Origin of the sequence: Colwellia sp. MB3u-41 (assembly GCF_014076845.1) — a bacterium.
Taxonomy (GTDB): domain Bacteria; phylum Pseudomonadota; class Gammaproteobacteria; order Enterobacterales; family Alteromonadaceae; genus Colwellia_A.
Map to the genome: position 1 here is coordinate 612680 of NZ_JACGUT010000082.1, position 17143 is coordinate 629822.

Sequence of the window (17143 nt, forward strand, 5' to 3'; positions counted from 1 at the left end):
TTCCGTGGGCATTATTAATTGTAACAGATATAAATAGATAATTTTTTAGGGGCATTTTCTCTCGATAATACAAAACGCTATATATTCAAGAGAAAATGATAGTCTTAAACTTTAAACTGACTCACCTCTTTGTTTAACACAGCCGCCTGCTGAGATAACTCTTCACTCATTTGTGCATTTTGATTAGATATTTGACCCGCTTGCTCCGCAACATCTCTTATTTCAACAACATGTTTATTAACTTCCGAGGCAACCGTACTTTGCTCTTGAATGGCGGAAGCAATAGCGGTATTCATTTCCATTATTGTTGAAACATCTTGTGTTATTTCTTCTAACATTTTACCGGCTGAACTTGCTTGGTCAGCACTATCTTTCCCTTGCGTTCGACAAATAGCCATGTGTGAAACAATTTCTTTCGTTCGTCCTTGTAACGAACTAATGATTGTTTCAATTTCTTGAGTAGAGTCTTGTGTACGGCTTGCTAATGTTCTAACTTCGTCCGCAACGACAGCAAATCCTCGCCCTTGTTCACCCGCCCTTGCCGCTTCAATAGCCGCATTTAACGCGAGTAAGTTTGTTTGCTCAGCTATACCGCGAATAACATCTAATACAGAGCCTATGGTGTCGCTATCTTTAGCTAGCTCTTGAACTATGTTTTCTGATTCTCTTAATTTTTCAGAAAGCTGATCAATCTTTGCGATTGTTTGTGTTACGCCTTCTTTACCAATAATTGCATTGTTATTGGTCGCTTCAGCTTTACTCGCTGCAGCATTAGTATTATTAGCAATTTCGTCAACTGTAGCCACCATTTCAGTCACTGCTGTTGCAACCATATCAGTTTGTTGAATTTGTGAGTCAACGCCAGAATTAGCAAAATGAATATTTTTTGATAAACTATCAGTTGCCTCGTGCACACTATCAACCGACAGATTCACTGCGGTGATTAAGTTTCTAAACTTACCAAGCATATCATTAAAGCTATTGGCCATTTCCCCAACTTCATCATCGCTATTTATTAATACGCTCAGCGATAAATCTTGAGTCTCTGAAACTCGCTTCATTGTCTCGTTTAGCTGATTGATGCCTGATAGAATGCTACGACTAACAAATAGCGCAAAACCGAATGCAATAATTAAGACAACAAAAAAGACACTATAAGCGACTAAATCAACAAACTTGGAGTGTGCTACAACTTCATTTTTACTCAGTGTTACAAGTTTATCCAAAATATCATCAACTTGATGAACTACCTTGCGCATATCACCTTTAATACCTTCTTTAGCAGTTAAGCCAAGTCGTTTTTGACCCGCGACAAAATCTTTAAAAGCTTGTTGATATGATGATAAATTTTTTATTATTTGTACTTTTAGATCCGCTGATAATTCACTTGAGTCAATATCTTCGACAAAAGTATCTGCCGTATTATTCCAGCGAACGACATATTTATCATCAAGGCGCAACATAAAGTCTTTTTCATTACGTCTTAATTTCAGCATATTAGTCAGCAGTTTGTAATCATTATTACCGATTGATTCTTCAATAACATGAACCGAAGCTCTTAACAGCCCGTACAAACCGTCTTTTGGGGATAATCCTATTTCTTTTTGTGCGTCAACTAACGCGGTAAAAAGCTCTTGATAGTCACTGACTATTGAGTGCAGCTGATCTAATTCAGAAAGATCTCTGCCAATACTTTTATAAGTACTATCAAGTACCATTATATCTTTTACAAGCCCGTTATATTGTTGACTAAATTTCTCAAAGTATTTTAGTTCTTTCCTTGCTAAAAAATCCTTTTCATTGCGGCGTAGTTGTAGAATGTCAGTTTCGATATTGCCAATTTCTCGAGCAATTTTAATATCACTCCCCAAAGAAGACATCGCAAAGTTAAGTAAGCCCAACATAAACAGCATAGATAAAACCAAAATTCCGGTGTTAGCAATAAGTTTGTGCTTGATTAGCATAAAGAAGTTCCTAGAAAAATTAATTAATAATTTTGAGTATAGTTAGGTTAAATAAATTAGTAACCATTTATCTAACCTTTTTATAAATAATTATGTGAGGTGTTATATACGGGTAAAATATTTTTTCAATTCATTTTCAGGTATAGGTTTACTGATATAATATCCTTGTACAGCATCACAACCAATATTACGTAATAAACGTAATTGCTCTTCAGTTTCAACACCTTCAGCTAAAACACGCTTACCTAGCCCGTGAGAAAGCTCGACCATCGACTTAACAATGGTTAAGTCTGAGTCATTACTCGCCACTTCTTCAATAAAGCTTCTATCAATTTTAATTTTGTCTATAGGTAATTTACGCAAATAGGCCAGCGAGGAATACCCGGTACCAAAGTCATCAATTGAAACGTTTATCCCCATATTCTGCAAAATAAAAATGGTATTCATCGCTGTTGCTATTTCTGTCATAACAACATTTTCTGTTATCTCTAAATCTAAACATCGAGGAGTAATTTGATACTTAAAAAGTAGTGCTTGAATATTTTCAATTAATTGGGGATCTTGAAATTCCACCGCGGTAATATTAACCGCAATGGTCACTCGCCGATGATACGATTTTTGCAAACGTGCTATCGATTGACATGCACACTCAAGCACATAACTATCAAGGTCGCTCAGCATGTTAAGAGATTCTATATCAGGTAAGAAACTTCCTGGTTGTAACAATCCTCGCTCTGGGTGTTGCCAACGAACAAGCGCTTCGAAACCTTCTATTCTATTATTTAACAAGTTCAATTGAGGCTGAAAATATAAAACAAATTCATTCTTTTCAAATCCATCACGAATTTCTTTTTCCATCGCCAGCAACCTTCGACCATGTGATTGCATACCCGATTTATATTTAACCGTTGCTATATTTTGGCTTTCGGCTTGTGCTAGTGCTAAATTTGCTTTTTGTAATAAGTCTTCTGCTAGTTTGGCATCCTGCGGATATAGGCAGTAGCCTACTGAACATTGTAATAACACTTTATGTTGTTTGATAAAATACGGGCGATTTATTAACCCATGTAAATGTTCTATTGCAGCACTTTGCTGTTGTTGATCAACATTATTAGTAACAAAAACAAACGAATCACCACTTAAACGCCCAATCACTTTTGGCAAAAATATACTTCCATCTAACCGATTGGCTATTTCACCTAAAATTGCATCGCCAACTTTAAGACCATAAGTATCATTTACAAACTTAAAGCGTTTAATATCTAATAAGAAAACCGCTAAATTTTGTTGATTACTTTTAGCTTCCTCTATGATGAAAGGTAGTTTTTCCATGACTTGCTGCCGATTTAGTGCCCCCGTCAATGAATCGTGCTTACCCAAATATTGGGCCTTATTCATCGCTGAAATAGCAATACTTCGCTCGGCACCTTGCATCCAAATAAGCATCGAAAAAGCTAAGAGGGTAAAAGCGCCCATATCAAAATAAACGAGCACTTCAGCTAATGGTCGAAACCAATACTCGTTAATCAACATAATAGAAAGAAAGGAAAATAAGACATACCTTAAGCCCATAACAAGACTATAGATGATAAAAATATACGCTGAAAAATATTTTTTTGGAGAGTTATAGAGATAAAAACCAGCTAAAAGTAAACTACAACCCATCAAAAATGCGGGTAAGCTTTCTCGCAAGTAGAAGCGGTTGTAAACTTCATTTTCATTAAAGCCATAAAGTAAGGTTGCTGTTATAGCAAGGCAGGTACTCAGTATAAAAGTGGCACACGTAATTTTTTTTGAAAGGATTTTTTTCGAAACGGCGCTATAAATACCGAGTAAAAGTGCAGTTAAATGGAAGTAGAGGCTGAGTTGAATAAAGCACTTAAGAATAATTTTTTCTAAAGCGACATCACTTACATCAGTAATTTGGGTTTCGATAGCCAACAATAATTGATGAACACTTAAGGAGCATAAACTCAGCATCCAGTATTTTACATAATGCCGCCCTAATCCACGATAATAGATCAACAACAGTGTAGCCAATAATCCAAAAACTATAGCTTCAACAGAAAATAATAAACTGTGGTAAAAGTTTTTTTCACCCATCATGCTATATTCTCTATTAAGTTATTAGAATCTATTAAGTTATTAGAATCTATTAAATATTCTTTTTTAAAGCAATACAAGTCAGTCACTATCATTATTTACTTTTTAGCTGTTATTTTACAACAAAATATATTTAAAAGAACGGTTGTACCTAAAAGACATCAAGCTATACTAAGTTTTCAATCATATAAATTAAGAGAAAAACCATGGAATACAATACCTCAGAGCTTTGTAATATTTATGCCGACTTAATTGATGTTGTTGATCCTATCTTTTGTAATTTTGGTGGCCGTAGCTCTTTTGGTGGTCAAGTTGTTACCATAAAGTGCTTTGAAAATAATGGCTTAATCCAACAAACTTTAGCAACAAATGGCCGTGGAAAAGTACTAGTTATTGATGGCGGCGGCTCGACCCGCAGAGCACTGATTGATTTTACACTAGCAGAAACCGCTACTGAGAATGCTTGGGAAGGCATTATCTGTTATGGCAGTGTACGTGACGTTGATGCCATCGAAGAGCTCGACTTAGGTATTCAAGCCTTAGTCTCTATTCCTGTCGGTGCTAGCGATCAAGATATTGGCGAAAGTGACTTAGCAATTAACTTTGCGAGCGTGACATTTTTACCTGAGGATCACCTTTATGCTGACAATACCGGTATTATTTTATCGCCTGAGCCATTAGATATTGAATAATGGCCCGCTATTACGCCAAAGACATGAACCAGAGCCCAATATTGACATTGGGCTCAGTTACTTGATTCACTCTCAGGGTATTGTTCTAACCAACGCTTGATCCATATCTCAATTTCATCGAAAATAACTCCTCGACTTAAGTGTCGACCTTGCGCATGTTCTCCTCCCATAGTGATAAATTCCTGTTCAGCATGACTATTATTAATGGAAGTACCAACAAGGGGTAACTGCATTGCACGTGTTAAGTTAATCAATGCATTTATAATCGCTTTATCTGAGCCACCAGTTTCAATATGCTTGTGACTATCACTTAAGAGATCACAATTAATTTTTATTTGATAAATACTCAATTTTCGTAAATATCGTAATGACTCATAGCTACCAGAAAAATCACCTATGGCTACCTTGATATCTAAAGACCTAAGCTGATCAATAATCGCTTTTACCCTTTGGCTAGCAGATAAAATTAACGCTTCTTTAAACTCGACAATTAAATACTTTTTTTCAACATTATACTTTTTTGCCTGTAAAATAATATAGTCAATCAGGGCTGGCTCTAGGAGCTCTTTACTTGCCAGCGAAATGGTTACTGGTTTTTTAAACCCTATTTTTTTCAACTGAACAATAGTCTTACATGCTTCAACAATCATTTGTTTTGATAACTGATAAATATCGCCGCTGTGTTCTGCAATATCAACAAACTGATCCAACGTCCAAGGCGTAACACTATCGTGGTACCAATGTACTTCCATTTGAAAACCCAACACTTTCCTATTTGCTAAGGCGACTTGAGGTTGCATATACCAATATAATTTTTCATTGGCTACATCTTGCTTTAATCGCTCCATACGTTGCAGCTGCTGATCAGTGTAAAGCGTACTATTATGATCAAAATAGCTGATAAGTTGTTGCGTCTGTTCTGAAACGAGCAAAGCGTCTTCGGCAAATGAAATGACCTCACTCAAATTATGGCTATACTGTCCAATGTAAGCTACACCAAAGGCTAACTCAAAATTAAGGGAAAAACTTTTAAAGCTCATCGCAGTGGGCACAGCTGCAGTCAGCTCACGGCAAAGCTGCTCAACTTTAGTGTTGTCTGGGTAATTATCTGCACTTAAATCGAGCACAACCAAAAAATGCAACCCTTGCAGTCGAGCTATTTTTATTGGCGACTGTTCATCTGAAAAGTTAACCAACAAGTTATTTTCAGCGACTTTTTTCTGTAAGCAATATGCTAACTGTAATAATAAGATATCAGAATTATGGCGCCCTAAAACGGTATTAACCGCTTGAAAATTTATAGGTTTAAATACTATAGTGACAAACTGGCTCTTCGATTTTTGCTTAACAATGCGGTCAAGCTGCTCAAGTGCTTGCTGGTAAGAGGGTAAATTTGTCGCTGGGTCTAATGAGTGTGAGGTCGATATTTTACCAGTTGTTTCATCGATGCCAGTAAGTTCTTTGCGAATGGCTTCTACCAAAAACCAACAACCATTAATTAAAGCGGCTAAGTAAGAAATAATAATAGCTGACACCAGCCATGTCATATTAATAAGAGCATTTAGCCAAGCGAACACAATGAGCACAAAACTAAGGTGAATCAGCCACTGTATCGTTAACCTTAAGCTGCTAGAATCTTGTATCTTTTTTGCTGAAATAACAGCCATTCCTGCAGATAAAAGCACTATAACACTGGCAGCCAGCCATGCTAAATAGCCATTAATACTGGGAAAAAACCATAAACAAAAAACAAAAGATATCGCGGTTGCCACAACAATAAAATTGATCAAATAATTAACTTTTTCAGTCGGTGCTGAATATGTACTTCGTAACCAAAAATATAGCACTGAAGAGAACACCATAGCCGATGAAAGTATCAGTTCACTTTGATAGCTTTTCGCATAAGCTAATGCATAAAGCATTAATAAAACACTGAAAGAAATTAAAAGTGGATAACAAACACGAATATTCTTAAGGGGTTTAACTAAGGCGATAATCAAGATCACAGGGAACGTTAATCCTAGAACAAAGGCAATATTAAATTCGGTGAAAGAAAAAGTGGCGGCTTGCGCAGTACTGGAAAATAAAAATAAACTCACCGCGGAAAGCAACACTTCAGGTATTGAAAAGTACCTAAAACTAAAATATTTCATATATAACCTTTACGTAATGACAAAAGACTTATCACGCACCTCTTCAATTTATAATTTACATTGACTCTAGGCTAATGCGGTATATTGAAGTGCAAAGATACATATACCATGACTAAACAACAGAGTGAATTTTGTATCCTGCCTTTTATTAATAGACTAACGGTGGAACCATAAGCGTCTTCATTATTTGCCTATGAATTTAAGTTAAATAACCTTATGTCCAGCAACGAATAATTCATCAAGTGGGTTAACACCAAATTGATAACAAAGCTCAGCGGGTTGTTCTATATTCCACATAGCGATATCTGCATCAAAATCCACAGCTAATTGTCCTTTTTTATTTGATAGCCCAAGTGCTTTTGCGCCATGGCAAGTAACACCTGCTAGTGCTTCTGTGGGAGTTAATCGAAAGAAGGTACATGCCATATTAAGCATCAGTTGAATATTATGAATGGGTGATGAACCAGGGTTTGCATCGGTCGCTATGGCCATCGGCACTTCATGCTTTCTTAATAAATCCATTGGAGGTAATTGTGTTTCACGTAAAAAGTAGAAAGCGCCAGGTAATAGTACAGCGGTCATATCTGCATTTTTCATGGCTTTAATACCGGCTTCATCTAAAAATTCGATATGATCAGATGAAAGTGCATTATATTTTGCCGCCAAGGCTGTCCCCCCTAAATTTGACAACTGTTCCGCGTGTACTTTTATCGGTAGTTGATGTTTTTGAGCTGCAGCAAAAACACGTTCAGTTTGCTCTAAACTAAAACCAATGCCTTCACAAAAAACATCAACCGCATCAGCTAAGCTTTCTTTGACTATGAGTGGGATCATTTCATTACACACTAAGTCAATATATTCATCAGGCTTTTCTTTATATTCAATAGGTAATGCATGTGCACCAAGGAAAGTACGCTTTATAGTAACCGGCAGTTTTTCAGCTAACTGCCCAGCCACTTTAAGCATTTTAATTTCGTTCATCGTATCTAGACCATAACCAGATTTAATTTCAATACTGGTCACACCTTGTTGATGTAATGTTGTTAATCGAGGTAATGCGCTGGCTAATAACTGACTTTCACTGGCTTTTCGGGTTGCTGATACGGTTGAGATTATGCCTCCGCCGGCATTAGCAATTTCTTGATAACTTTTACCTTGTAACCGCATCTCAAATTCATTGGCACGGTTACCGCCGTAAACTAAATGAGTATGACAATCAACTAAGCCAGGTGTTAACCACTTACCTTTTCCATCAATAGTTTGTACTGATTTTTCATTATATTTGGGTAAATCAGTTTTCTCACCTAACCAAGCAATTTTACCTTCACTTATGGCTAAAGCTCCATTTTTTATAGCACCATAGCTATTAGCACCATCGGTCATGGTCGCTAGATTTACATTAATGAAAAGAGTTTGCCAAGCAGAGGAATTAATCGTCATATAAGATCCAAAAATTGATTTTAACGCTAGGCTTATAACCAGCATTTATATCGAAAGATGGCGGTACCATAAGCATAGTGTCTGATTACTGATAACGCCACTTTACGTGATAGATAATAGACAAGCAAGCTTGTATATACAACCATTGACTTTAACAACAAGAAGTGAGATTGTATATACAAGTTATAGCATCAAGACTCTTAATGGTCTTGTGAACAAGAACCTAGCGAATTAACATGACTCAAGTAAAAACAGCCAAGTTTACCGTAATAAAACAGCATATTTGCCAAAAGATTGAATCTGGCGAATGGAAACAACATGCCAAAGTGCCTTCTGAAAATGAATTAGCTGAACAGTTTTCTGTCAGTCGCATGACTGCTCGTCGCGCATTACAAGAACTTACCGAGCAAGGTTTACTTATTCGTTCACAAGGGTCCGGTACTTTTGTCGCTACCTTTAAGTCACAGTCTTCATTATTAAAAATTCGTAATATCGCAGATGAAATTCAAGAACGTGGTCATATCCACCATGCGAAACAGCTTACCTTAAAAGCCGTTTCTGTTAACGAGGAAATCGCTATTTTACTTAACTTAAAAGCTAATTCAATCACTAGTGAGTCAGTATTTTATTCTGAAGTGCTGCATTTTGAAAATAACCAACCTATTCAGTTAGAGCAACGCTATGTAAATAGTAAATTAGTCCCTGATTATTTATCACAAAATTTTGCCAAAATTACGCCTCATGAGTATTTATCAAGCGAAGCCCCATTAACAGAAGCAACACACGAAATTGAAGCTGTTTTAGCTGAAAACGAAATCTGTCAGTTACTGACAATAGAACCACAAATCCCATGTTTACAGGTTAAACGACGCACTTGGTCAAGCCAAGGTGTGGTCAGTTTAGCTATTTTAACGGCACCTGGTAATAAATACCGTTTAGGCAGCCACTTAACTTTTTAATTTCGGAGCATTAAGATGACATTTAAATACGGTGTTGATCGCCTGAACCTTGATATTGTAAACGGTATTGCAGATGGCAGTATTCAAGCTGAACTTTGCCAAGAAGCTATAGATAAAATCAACATAAGCCGCCAAAGAGTAGAGAAAATGGCTGCGTCAGATAAAGCGACATATGGTATCAATACGGGCTTTGGCCCGTTATGTGATACTCAAATCTCACCTGAAGATACTAATTTATTACAAAAGAACCTACTTATTACCCACGCCGTAGGTGTCGGTAAACCCATTGAAAAAGCAATTTCAAAGCTAATGTTAATCACTAAGGTACATGCATTAAGTCAAGGTTTCTCAGGTATTCGTCTGGAAGTTGTAGAACGTATGTTAGCGTTTCTCGAACTCGATTTAATCCCCGTTGTACCAGAACAAGGTTCTGTAGGCGCATCAGGTGATTTAGCACCACTGTCCCATTTATTTTTACCGCTTTTGGGCGAAGGTGAATTTTGGCAAAGTGAAGAGGATCAAAACGACGAAATAGTACCTGCTGCATCACTTCTGCGTGCTAATGGTTTAGACGTTATGGACCTGCAAGCGAAAGAAGGCTTGGCGTTAATTAACGGCACGCAATTTATATTATCTCATGGCATCACAGCGTTAACTAAAATGCGTTATTTATTAGACCTAGCTGATATGACGGGTGCAATGAGTATCGAAGGGATGCAAGGCAGCGAATCTCCCTTTAGAGATGAGTTACATCAAACGCGTGCATTTAAAGGAAACCTTGTTGTTGCAGCGCGTATGAGAAGTTTTTTTAAAGATTCCCAAAACATGGCTGCACATGAAGGATGTGAACGTGTACAAGACCCTTATTCATTAAGATGTATTCCACAAGTACATGGCGCATCACGTAATGCGTATTATCATTTAGAAGAGTTAGTTGAAATTGAGATGAACTCTGTCACTGATAACCCCATTGTTATCAGTAGCGAAGAAGCGATTTCAGGTGGTAACTTCCATGGCCAGCCACTAGCTATGGTTCTTGACTATGCGTCCATTGCTGCTTCAGAATTGGGCAATATTTCAGACCGCCGTTGTTACCTCTTATTAGAAGGTATTCATGGTTTACCAAGATTGTTGACCTCCGCAGGTGGTTTAAATTCAGGCATGATGATCCCGCAATATACAACAGCAGCATTGGTAACAGAAAATAAATCGCTTTGTTTCCCACCATCGGCTGATAGTGTACCGACCTCTATGGGTCAGGAAGATCATGTCTCTATGGGGAGTATTTCGGGTAGACAATTAAATCAAATATTAGGTAATTTAGAAAAAATATTGGCTATCGAGTTAATGTATGCCGCACAAGCTATAGAATTTAGACGCCCTAATAAGTGCTCTGATATCATTGAGAAAAATCATCAAGTGATCAGATCAAAGGTTGCTAAACTCGAAGAAGATAGACTTTTAAAACCTGACATTGATGCCATGATCAGATTAGTACAATTACAAGTGTTTACCGTTAAATAAGGGCTACTTCTATGACAACAACGATGAATTTTAAAGAAGAAATAATGCAAGGTATCCCAAGCCAATTGCCACAAGCAAAAGCTTATCCTGCAAATGCAAATCGGGCACCTAAACGTAAAGATATACTATCACCTGACGAAAAGCAGCTGGCGTTAAGAAATGCGTTGCGTTACTTCCCTAAAGAATGGCATCAAGAATTAGCGACTGAGTTTGCTCAAGAGCTAAAAGATTTTGGCCGTATCTATATGTATAGGTTCAAGCCAAGCTATGCTTTGAAAGCACGTTCGGTTTCTGACTATCCCGCTAAATGTACTCAAGCAGCAGCAATCATGTTAATGGTTGAAAACAACCTAGATCCTGCTGTTGCACAGCATCCTGAGGAATTAATTACTTATGGTGGCAATGGGGCAGTTTTTCAAAACTGGGCGCAATATTTGTTGTCGATGAAGTATTTAAGTGAAATGGAAAGTGACCAAACGTTGCATCTTTATTCCGGCCACCCTATGGGCTTATTTCCGTCTTCAACAGAAGCGCCACGTGTTGTTGTAACCAATGGCATGATGATCCCTAATTACTCGAAACCTGATGACTGGGAAAAATTCAATGCTTTAGGTGTAACGCAATACGGGCAAATGACAGCGGGTTCTTTCATGTATATTGGGCCACAAGGCATTGTACATGGCACCACTATTACGGTAATGAATGCGTTTCGTAAGGTACTAGACAAAGGCGAAACATCTCAAGGAAAAGTATTCCTAACAGCTGGCTTAGGTGGCATGAGTGGTGCACAACCTAAAGCAGGCAATATTGCTAATTGTGTTACTGTTTGTGCTGAAGTGAATGCAAATGCCGCCACTAAACGTCATCAGCAAGGTTGGGTTGACGAGCTAATTGATAACATGGATGAACTTGTTGCCCGTGTGAAAGAAGCACAAACCAATGAAGAAGTGGTATCAATTGCCTATATAGGTAATATCGTTGATGTTTGGGAAAGTTTCTATGAAAAAGAAATTTTCATTCACTTGGGTTCAGATCAAACGTCATTGCATAACCCTTGGTCAGGCGGTTATTACCCGGTAGACATTAGTTATGAAGAATCTAATCGATTAATTCGAGAAGAGCCTGAAGTGTTTAAAGTTAAAGTACAAGAAACACTTAGACGCCATGCTGCCGCCGTAAATAAGCATACCGCTAAAGGTACTTATTTCTTCGATTATGGCAATGCTTTCTTACTCGAAGCGTCACGCGCCGGTGGTGATGTTATGGCGGAAAATGGCATTGACTTTAAATATCCATCATATGTTCAAGACATATTAGGCCCCATGTGTTTTGACTATGGTTTTGGACCCTTTCGCTGGGTATGTGCTTCGGGTAAACCGGAAGATTTAGATAAAACGGATGCTATTGCAGCAAGCGTTCTTGAAAGAATAATGCAAGAGTCGCCTGAAGAGATTCAGCAACAAATGCAAGACAACATTACTTGGATTAAAGAGGCGAAACAAAATAAGTTAGTCGTTGGCTCGCAAGCTCGAATTCTTTATGCTGACGCGCAAGGCAGAATGGAAATTGCGAAAGCCTTTAATGATGCAATTAATAAGGGTGAAATTGGCCCCATAGTTTTAGGCCGTGACCATCATGATGTAAGTGGCACCGATTCGCCGTATCGTGAAACGTCTAATATTTATGATGGCAGTCGTTTTACCGCTGATATGGCAATACACAATGTTATTGGTGACAGCTTTCGTGGTGCTACTTGGGTTTCTATCCATAATGGTGGCGGTGTTGGTTGGGGTGAAGTAATTAACGGTGGTTTTGGTCTGTTACTTGATGGCAGTGAAGATGCTGAACGTAAACTAAAATCTATGCTGCTGTTTGATGTTAACAATGGTATTGCAAGACGGAGCTGGGCGCGAAATGCAGAAGCAAATTTTGCTATAAAACGCGAAATGGCAAGAACACCTAAGCTTAAAGTAACTTTAGCTAACCTAGTTGATGACGATATCTTAAATAACTTATCTCTGTAAGGTGCCAATGCTTCATTAAACAATACGTTTATTGTTAAAATATTTTAAAGCCGAGTTTACCCTCGGCATTTGATTTATTAGCAACTAGATACTTTATCTTTACTAGCCTGTCATAAAGGTGGTGTTATAATGACGTAAGGCTTTTCTCGCTAATATTAACGTTATTCTTCATGTTCCTTAACGAAATATAAAGTAAATACTTTTGGGATCTCATTTGCGCACTAGTCAATTACACAAGCTCAGTACTAATTTATCCCCAGAGCGCGTTAAATATTTTGTAAAGACAATGGCTGGTCAGAGGAGCTTTTAGTGAAAGTACCCAGCTTAGAGCTTACGTACTATTTACCGTACGGAAAAAGATGACAATAGCTTAGTGAAAAAAAATTAGCGCTATGGCGGTGAATATACTCATCGTCTTATACGCAGCGATTATAGCTGAAAGTATTTTCCGCCCATTAGCAACAAAATTAGAAAGCAGATAATTACAGACTAACGCTAGCTAATCTATTGCCCCTGAAATACTCCAACAACAAGCTTGACATAATATGTCGCATTTGCTAATTTTAGATTAACAAAGTAGATCATATATTTTACTTAATTATAATCATGTAACAACAGTATCTATATTTATTTAACCTGTTAATCTAATGATCTATTAATGACAAGGAGTTAGCGGTGGAGTACATTCTTTTCTTTGAAACCTGGATCGTTTTAGCCATTTTATTTGCTTGCGCTGAAATTTTTGTTCCGGGTGGCATACTATTAAATTTGGGCATCGCTTCATTGTTAGTCGCAATTGGCGTACAACAACAACTACTCGATACATGGACATTAACCTTAACGACTTGGTTTATACTGGCTTCATTTCTACTATTTGTGCTTTATTTTGTCACCGATCGTTTTTTTAGTAGTGAATATACAGTCGATAATATTTATGAAGAATTAGACATTTATGGCAGAGAAGTCACTGTCTTAGAAAAAATTGGCCCAGGCACACATGCTGGGCGCGTAGAGTTTCAAGGCACAACATGGACAGCACTGGGCGATGGTTCAGAGCTAAGCAAAGGTAGCCACGCCACAATCGTTTGTAAAGAAAATATCTCTCTCGTTGTTGAACCAATAAAGTAACAACAGCAAAAAACCTAAAATGATAACTAAAATATAGGAACAACCTATGCTAGCCACACTCACCTTTATATTTCTTGGATTACTCTTTATTGTCGTAAAACTTGTACTTATTGTGCCGATGAAAGAAGTTTGTATTATCGAACGTTTAGGTAAATTTCGCGCAATAATGAGACCAGGATTACACTTTCTTATTCCTTTTATTGACCGCGTTGCTTATCGCCATGAGACAAGAGAACAAGTCTTAGACATTCCGTCACAAAGCTGTATCTCGCGCGATAACATACAAATTGAAGTTGACGGTTTAGTTTACATCCAAGTAATGGACGGCGCAAAAGCAAGCTACGGTATAGAAGATTATCGCCGTGCCTGTGTCAATTTAGCGCAAACCACTATGCGTAGTGAAATAGGTAAATTGAAACTGGGTCAAACGTTTTCAGAACGAGACACTCTTAACGAAACCATTGTCCGTGAAATAGACAAAGCGTCAGATCCTTGGGGCATAAAAATGTTGCGTTACGAAGTAAGAAATATCACCCCTTCTGCAAATGTTATTCATACCCTTGAAAAGCAAATGGAAGCCGAGCGAAGAAAGCGTGCAGAAATCACCTTAGCAGAAGCTGATAAAGAGTCGACGATCAATTTGTCTGAAGGAGAGCGTCAAGAGGCGATTAATATTTCAGAAGGCGATAAGCAGCGACAAATAAATGAAGCACACGGTTTCGCAAAAGAAATTGAAATATTAACACAAGCAACCGCTGAGGGTATGAATATGATCGCAAAAGCATCAATGACCCCAGGGGGCGATAAAGCAATAAAAATGCGCTTACTTGAGCAATTTATCAAGCAAACAGGCTCTATATTAAAAACGGCAGATGTTTCGATTATGCCAGCTGAAATGGCCAAGTTAGAAGGTTTCTTCGAAGGCATGGACAAAGTAACGCAAACTGTTCAAGGAGCGAAATAATGATAGAACAAACAATAAGTAATATTGGCGCTGACAGTAATCTTGATATCGTGATACTCGCTATTTGGGGCGCTATATTTATCTTTTTAGCTTATAAGTTTGTACAAGCTATTTGCTTAGTACCAACAAAATCTGCCTATGTGGTTGAACGTTTAGGGAAATACCGTTGCACATTAGAAGCCGGGTTTCATATTTTATTGCCATTTATTGACCGTGTTGCTTTTATTCAAGACTTAAAAGAAGAAACAATCGACGTACCACCACAAGAATGTTTTTCAAAAGATGAAGTCAATGTTGAAGTTGATGGCGTAATTTACATTGAAGTTATCGACTCATTGAAAGCAAGTTACGGGATCACTGATTATCGTTTTGCAGCAATGCAATTAGCACAAACTACCACGCGTTCTGTTATTGGTACTTTGGATTTAGACCGTACTTTTGAAGAGCGAGATATTATCAGCGCAAAAGTGGTAGAAGTCTTAGATAAAGCAGGTGAAAGCTGGGGAATACGAGTACATCGCTATGAGATAAAAAATATTACCCCACCTGATACCGTTAAAAATGCCATGGAGTTACAGGTAAATGCAGAACGTGAACGTCGTGCAATTTTAGCAAAAAGTTTGGGAGACAAAGCTAGCCGTATTAACCGCTCTGAAGGCTTAATGACTGAGATGATAAATATCTCAGAAGGCGAAAAGCAACGTCGTATTAATTCAGCAGAAGGTAAAGCAGCACAAATAATAGCTATCGCTCAGGCAACTGGAGATTCCATCACTAAAATCGCTATTGCTATTGAACAACCGGGCGGGCAACAAGCACTTGATTTACAATTAACTGAACAGTATCTCCAACAAATGCAAGGTCTTAGCCAGGCAAACAGGAAAGTTATTCTACCGGCGAACTTGCTTGACTTTAACCAGTGGTTATCAATATCTGGTATTAAATAAGTTAAAGGTGTAAAAATCACAAGAAAAAAAAGTAATAAAACACGTAGTGAAGGAATCTTTTAGCTACGTGTATTTTTTTGATAAAATAGTACAATATTTTGGCTTAAAAGAGGAAAAAGCCAATTAACGCCAACATAACAGCCGAACCAAAAACAAATACATTATTGCCCAAAGTTAATTTTTTTTCTGCTAAACGTAGCCGTATTTTAATTATCGCGATATAAAAAAGTGTTGCGGTTAAAGCTGTAACAAAATGAGTCAGTAAGGTATTAATTTCGCTATTATTTTGCCATAAAAACACAATGCCCCGCTTATTAACAAAGAACAGATTTAAAAGCGAAATATGAAACCATAGAACAAAAAACAACTGAGTCGTTTTGTTTTTCAACCAATCTTTAAACATCCTACAGCCTTACTACTGACTTATATAACCAAACAATTAAATCATCATGAGTGAACTGGTAATTAAAACTATTACGAAGCTTGGCATCATTAATACGTTTGCCAAAACGCATTGACGTTTCAAACGAGAACTCTGGTGCAGGTAAGTTTAAGGCGTTAGCTGCCGCATGATAATAATGTTGTTTACTGGTTTCAGTGGCACTTACCGCATTATAAGTGCCACTAATGTCTTCATTAGCGATAATTTCCATAAGCACACCTACCGCATCATCTTGATGAATTAGATTAATAAAAGACTGAGGCTCAGCAAGCACCTTCTTTCCTTGGAGAAATCGGCCTGGATGACGTTCAGGGCCAACTAAGCCTGCTAGGCGTAATATGACTGATGTGCCCGAGAAGGAACGCACTGTTTGCTCTGCCGTATTAATAATAGCGACTTTATCTGCATTCATGTCCAAAACAGATTGTTCATCAACTAAACCAGACAAACCATTATAAACAGCCGTAGTGCTGAGCAGTACGATCTTATTGACATTACCCAGTTCTGCCATTTCAACTAACTGAGCAACTTTTTCAGGGTAATCACTGCGACCTTGACGGAGCTGTGGCGTAATAGAAATAATCAGCGTGTCATGAGTAAAGACGCTCAACACCAAAGATTTAGGGTCAAGAACTGGCAAACTTAATTGTTCAGCATTAATATTCTCTTCGCACAGTTTTTGCTTTTTTTCTTCACTTTGTACCGTTACAGTCACACGGTATTGTTTAATCAGTAATTGCTTTGCTAAAGCGTGGCCTAACCAACCACAACCTATAATCGCAACACTTTTTAGCATGGAGACC

13 protein-coding genes are annotated in these 17143 nt (G+C 37.7%); 7 read left to right on the top strand and 6 right to left on the bottom strand.

Features of this window, described 5'->3' with window-relative positions:
• Positions 1-104: 104 nt before the first annotated feature.
• Together H4J73_RS16600 and H4J73_RS16605 are read right to left on the bottom strand one after the other, a co-directional pair.
• Entirely contained in the window at positions 105-1964 is a 1860-nt protein-coding gene (locus H4J73_RS16600) for a methyl-accepting chemotaxis protein (RefSeq protein ID WP_182223590.1), read from the bottom strand.
• Between the two features lie 102 nt (positions 1965-2066).
• Positions 2067-4070 (bottom strand): bifunctional diguanylate cyclase/phosphodiesterase, encoded by a 2004-nt coding sequence (locus H4J73_RS16605; RefSeq protein ID WP_182177579.1) that lies wholly within the window; start codon positions 4068-4070, stop codon positions 2067-2069.
• Between the two features lie 203 nt (positions 4071-4273).
• On the opposite strand from H4J73_RS16605, the gene rraA reads away from it, so the two are divergent.
• Positions 4274-4759, top strand: a complete 486-nt coding sequence (rraA, locus tag H4J73_RS16610; protein ID WP_182177581.1) for a ribonuclease E activity regulator RraA — start codon at positions 4274-4276, stop codon at positions 4757-4759.
• 53 nt (positions 4760-4812) lie between these two features.
• Here rraA and H4J73_RS16615 read toward each other — a convergent pair whose 3' ends face one another.
• Complete coding sequence (locus tag H4J73_RS16615) at positions 4813-6912, bottom strand: GGDEF domain-containing phosphodiesterase (RefSeq protein WP_182177583.1); 2100 nt, start codon at positions 6910-6912, stop codon at positions 4813-4815.
• A 204-nt stretch (positions 6913-7116) separates the two neighbouring features.
• Positions 7117-8352, bottom strand: coding sequence for an imidazolonepropionase (hutI, locus tag H4J73_RS16620; protein ID WP_182177585.1), 1236 nt, complete (start codon positions 8350-8352; stop codon positions 7117-7119).
• A gap of 236 nt (positions 8353-8588) precedes the next feature.
• Between hutI and hutC the strand changes: the two genes are divergently transcribed.
• From hutC to H4J73_RS16650, 6 genes are all read left to right on the top strand, one after another.
• Entirely contained in the window at positions 8589-9311 is a 723-nt protein-coding gene (hutC, locus tag H4J73_RS16625; protein WP_182177587.1) for a histidine utilization repressor, read from the top strand.
• Between the two features lie 15 nt (positions 9312-9326).
• Positions 9327-10835: a histidine ammonia-lyase gene (gene hutH, locus H4J73_RS16630; protein ID WP_182177589.1), complete on the top strand. Its 1509-nt coding sequence runs from the start codon at positions 9327-9329 to the stop codon at positions 10833-10835.
• An 11-nt stretch (positions 10836-10846) separates the two neighbouring features.
• A complete protein-coding gene (locus tag H4J73_RS16635; RefSeq protein ID WP_182177591.1) occupies positions 10847-12859 on the top strand; it encodes a urocanate hydratase in 2013 nt (670 codons plus the stop codon).
• Positions 12860-13534: 675 nt separating this feature from the next.
• Positions 13535-13987: an NfeD family protein gene (locus H4J73_RS16640; protein WP_182177593.1), complete on the top strand. Its 453-nt coding sequence runs from the start codon at positions 13535-13537 to the stop codon at positions 13985-13987.
• A 46-nt stretch (positions 13988-14033) separates the two neighbouring features.
• A complete protein-coding gene (locus H4J73_RS16645) occupies positions 14034-14951 on the top strand; it encodes a slipin family protein (protein WP_182177595.1) in 918 nt (305 codons plus the stop codon).
• The gene (locus H4J73_RS16650) at positions 14951-15898 is read left to right on the top strand and encodes an SPFH domain-containing protein (protein WP_182177597.1); all 948 of its coding nucleotides are present in this window, start codon (positions 14951-14953) and stop codon (positions 15896-15898) included. Before H4J73_RS16645 ends, H4J73_RS16650 begins: the two co-directional genes overlap by 1 nt.
• Positions 15899-16001: 103 nt before the next feature.
• Here the strand turns inward: H4J73_RS16650 and H4J73_RS16655 are convergent, their stop codons facing one another.
• Positions 16002-16301: a hypothetical protein gene (locus H4J73_RS16655; protein ID WP_182177599.1), complete on the bottom strand. Its 300-nt coding sequence runs from the start codon at positions 16299-16301 to the stop codon at positions 16002-16004.
• Position 16302: 1 nt separating this feature from the next.
• A complete protein-coding gene (locus H4J73_RS16660) occupies positions 16303-17136 on the bottom strand; it encodes an NAD(P)H-binding protein (RefSeq protein WP_182177601.1) in 834 nt (277 codons plus the stop codon).
• Between the last annotated feature and the right edge of the window lie 7 nt (positions 17137-17143).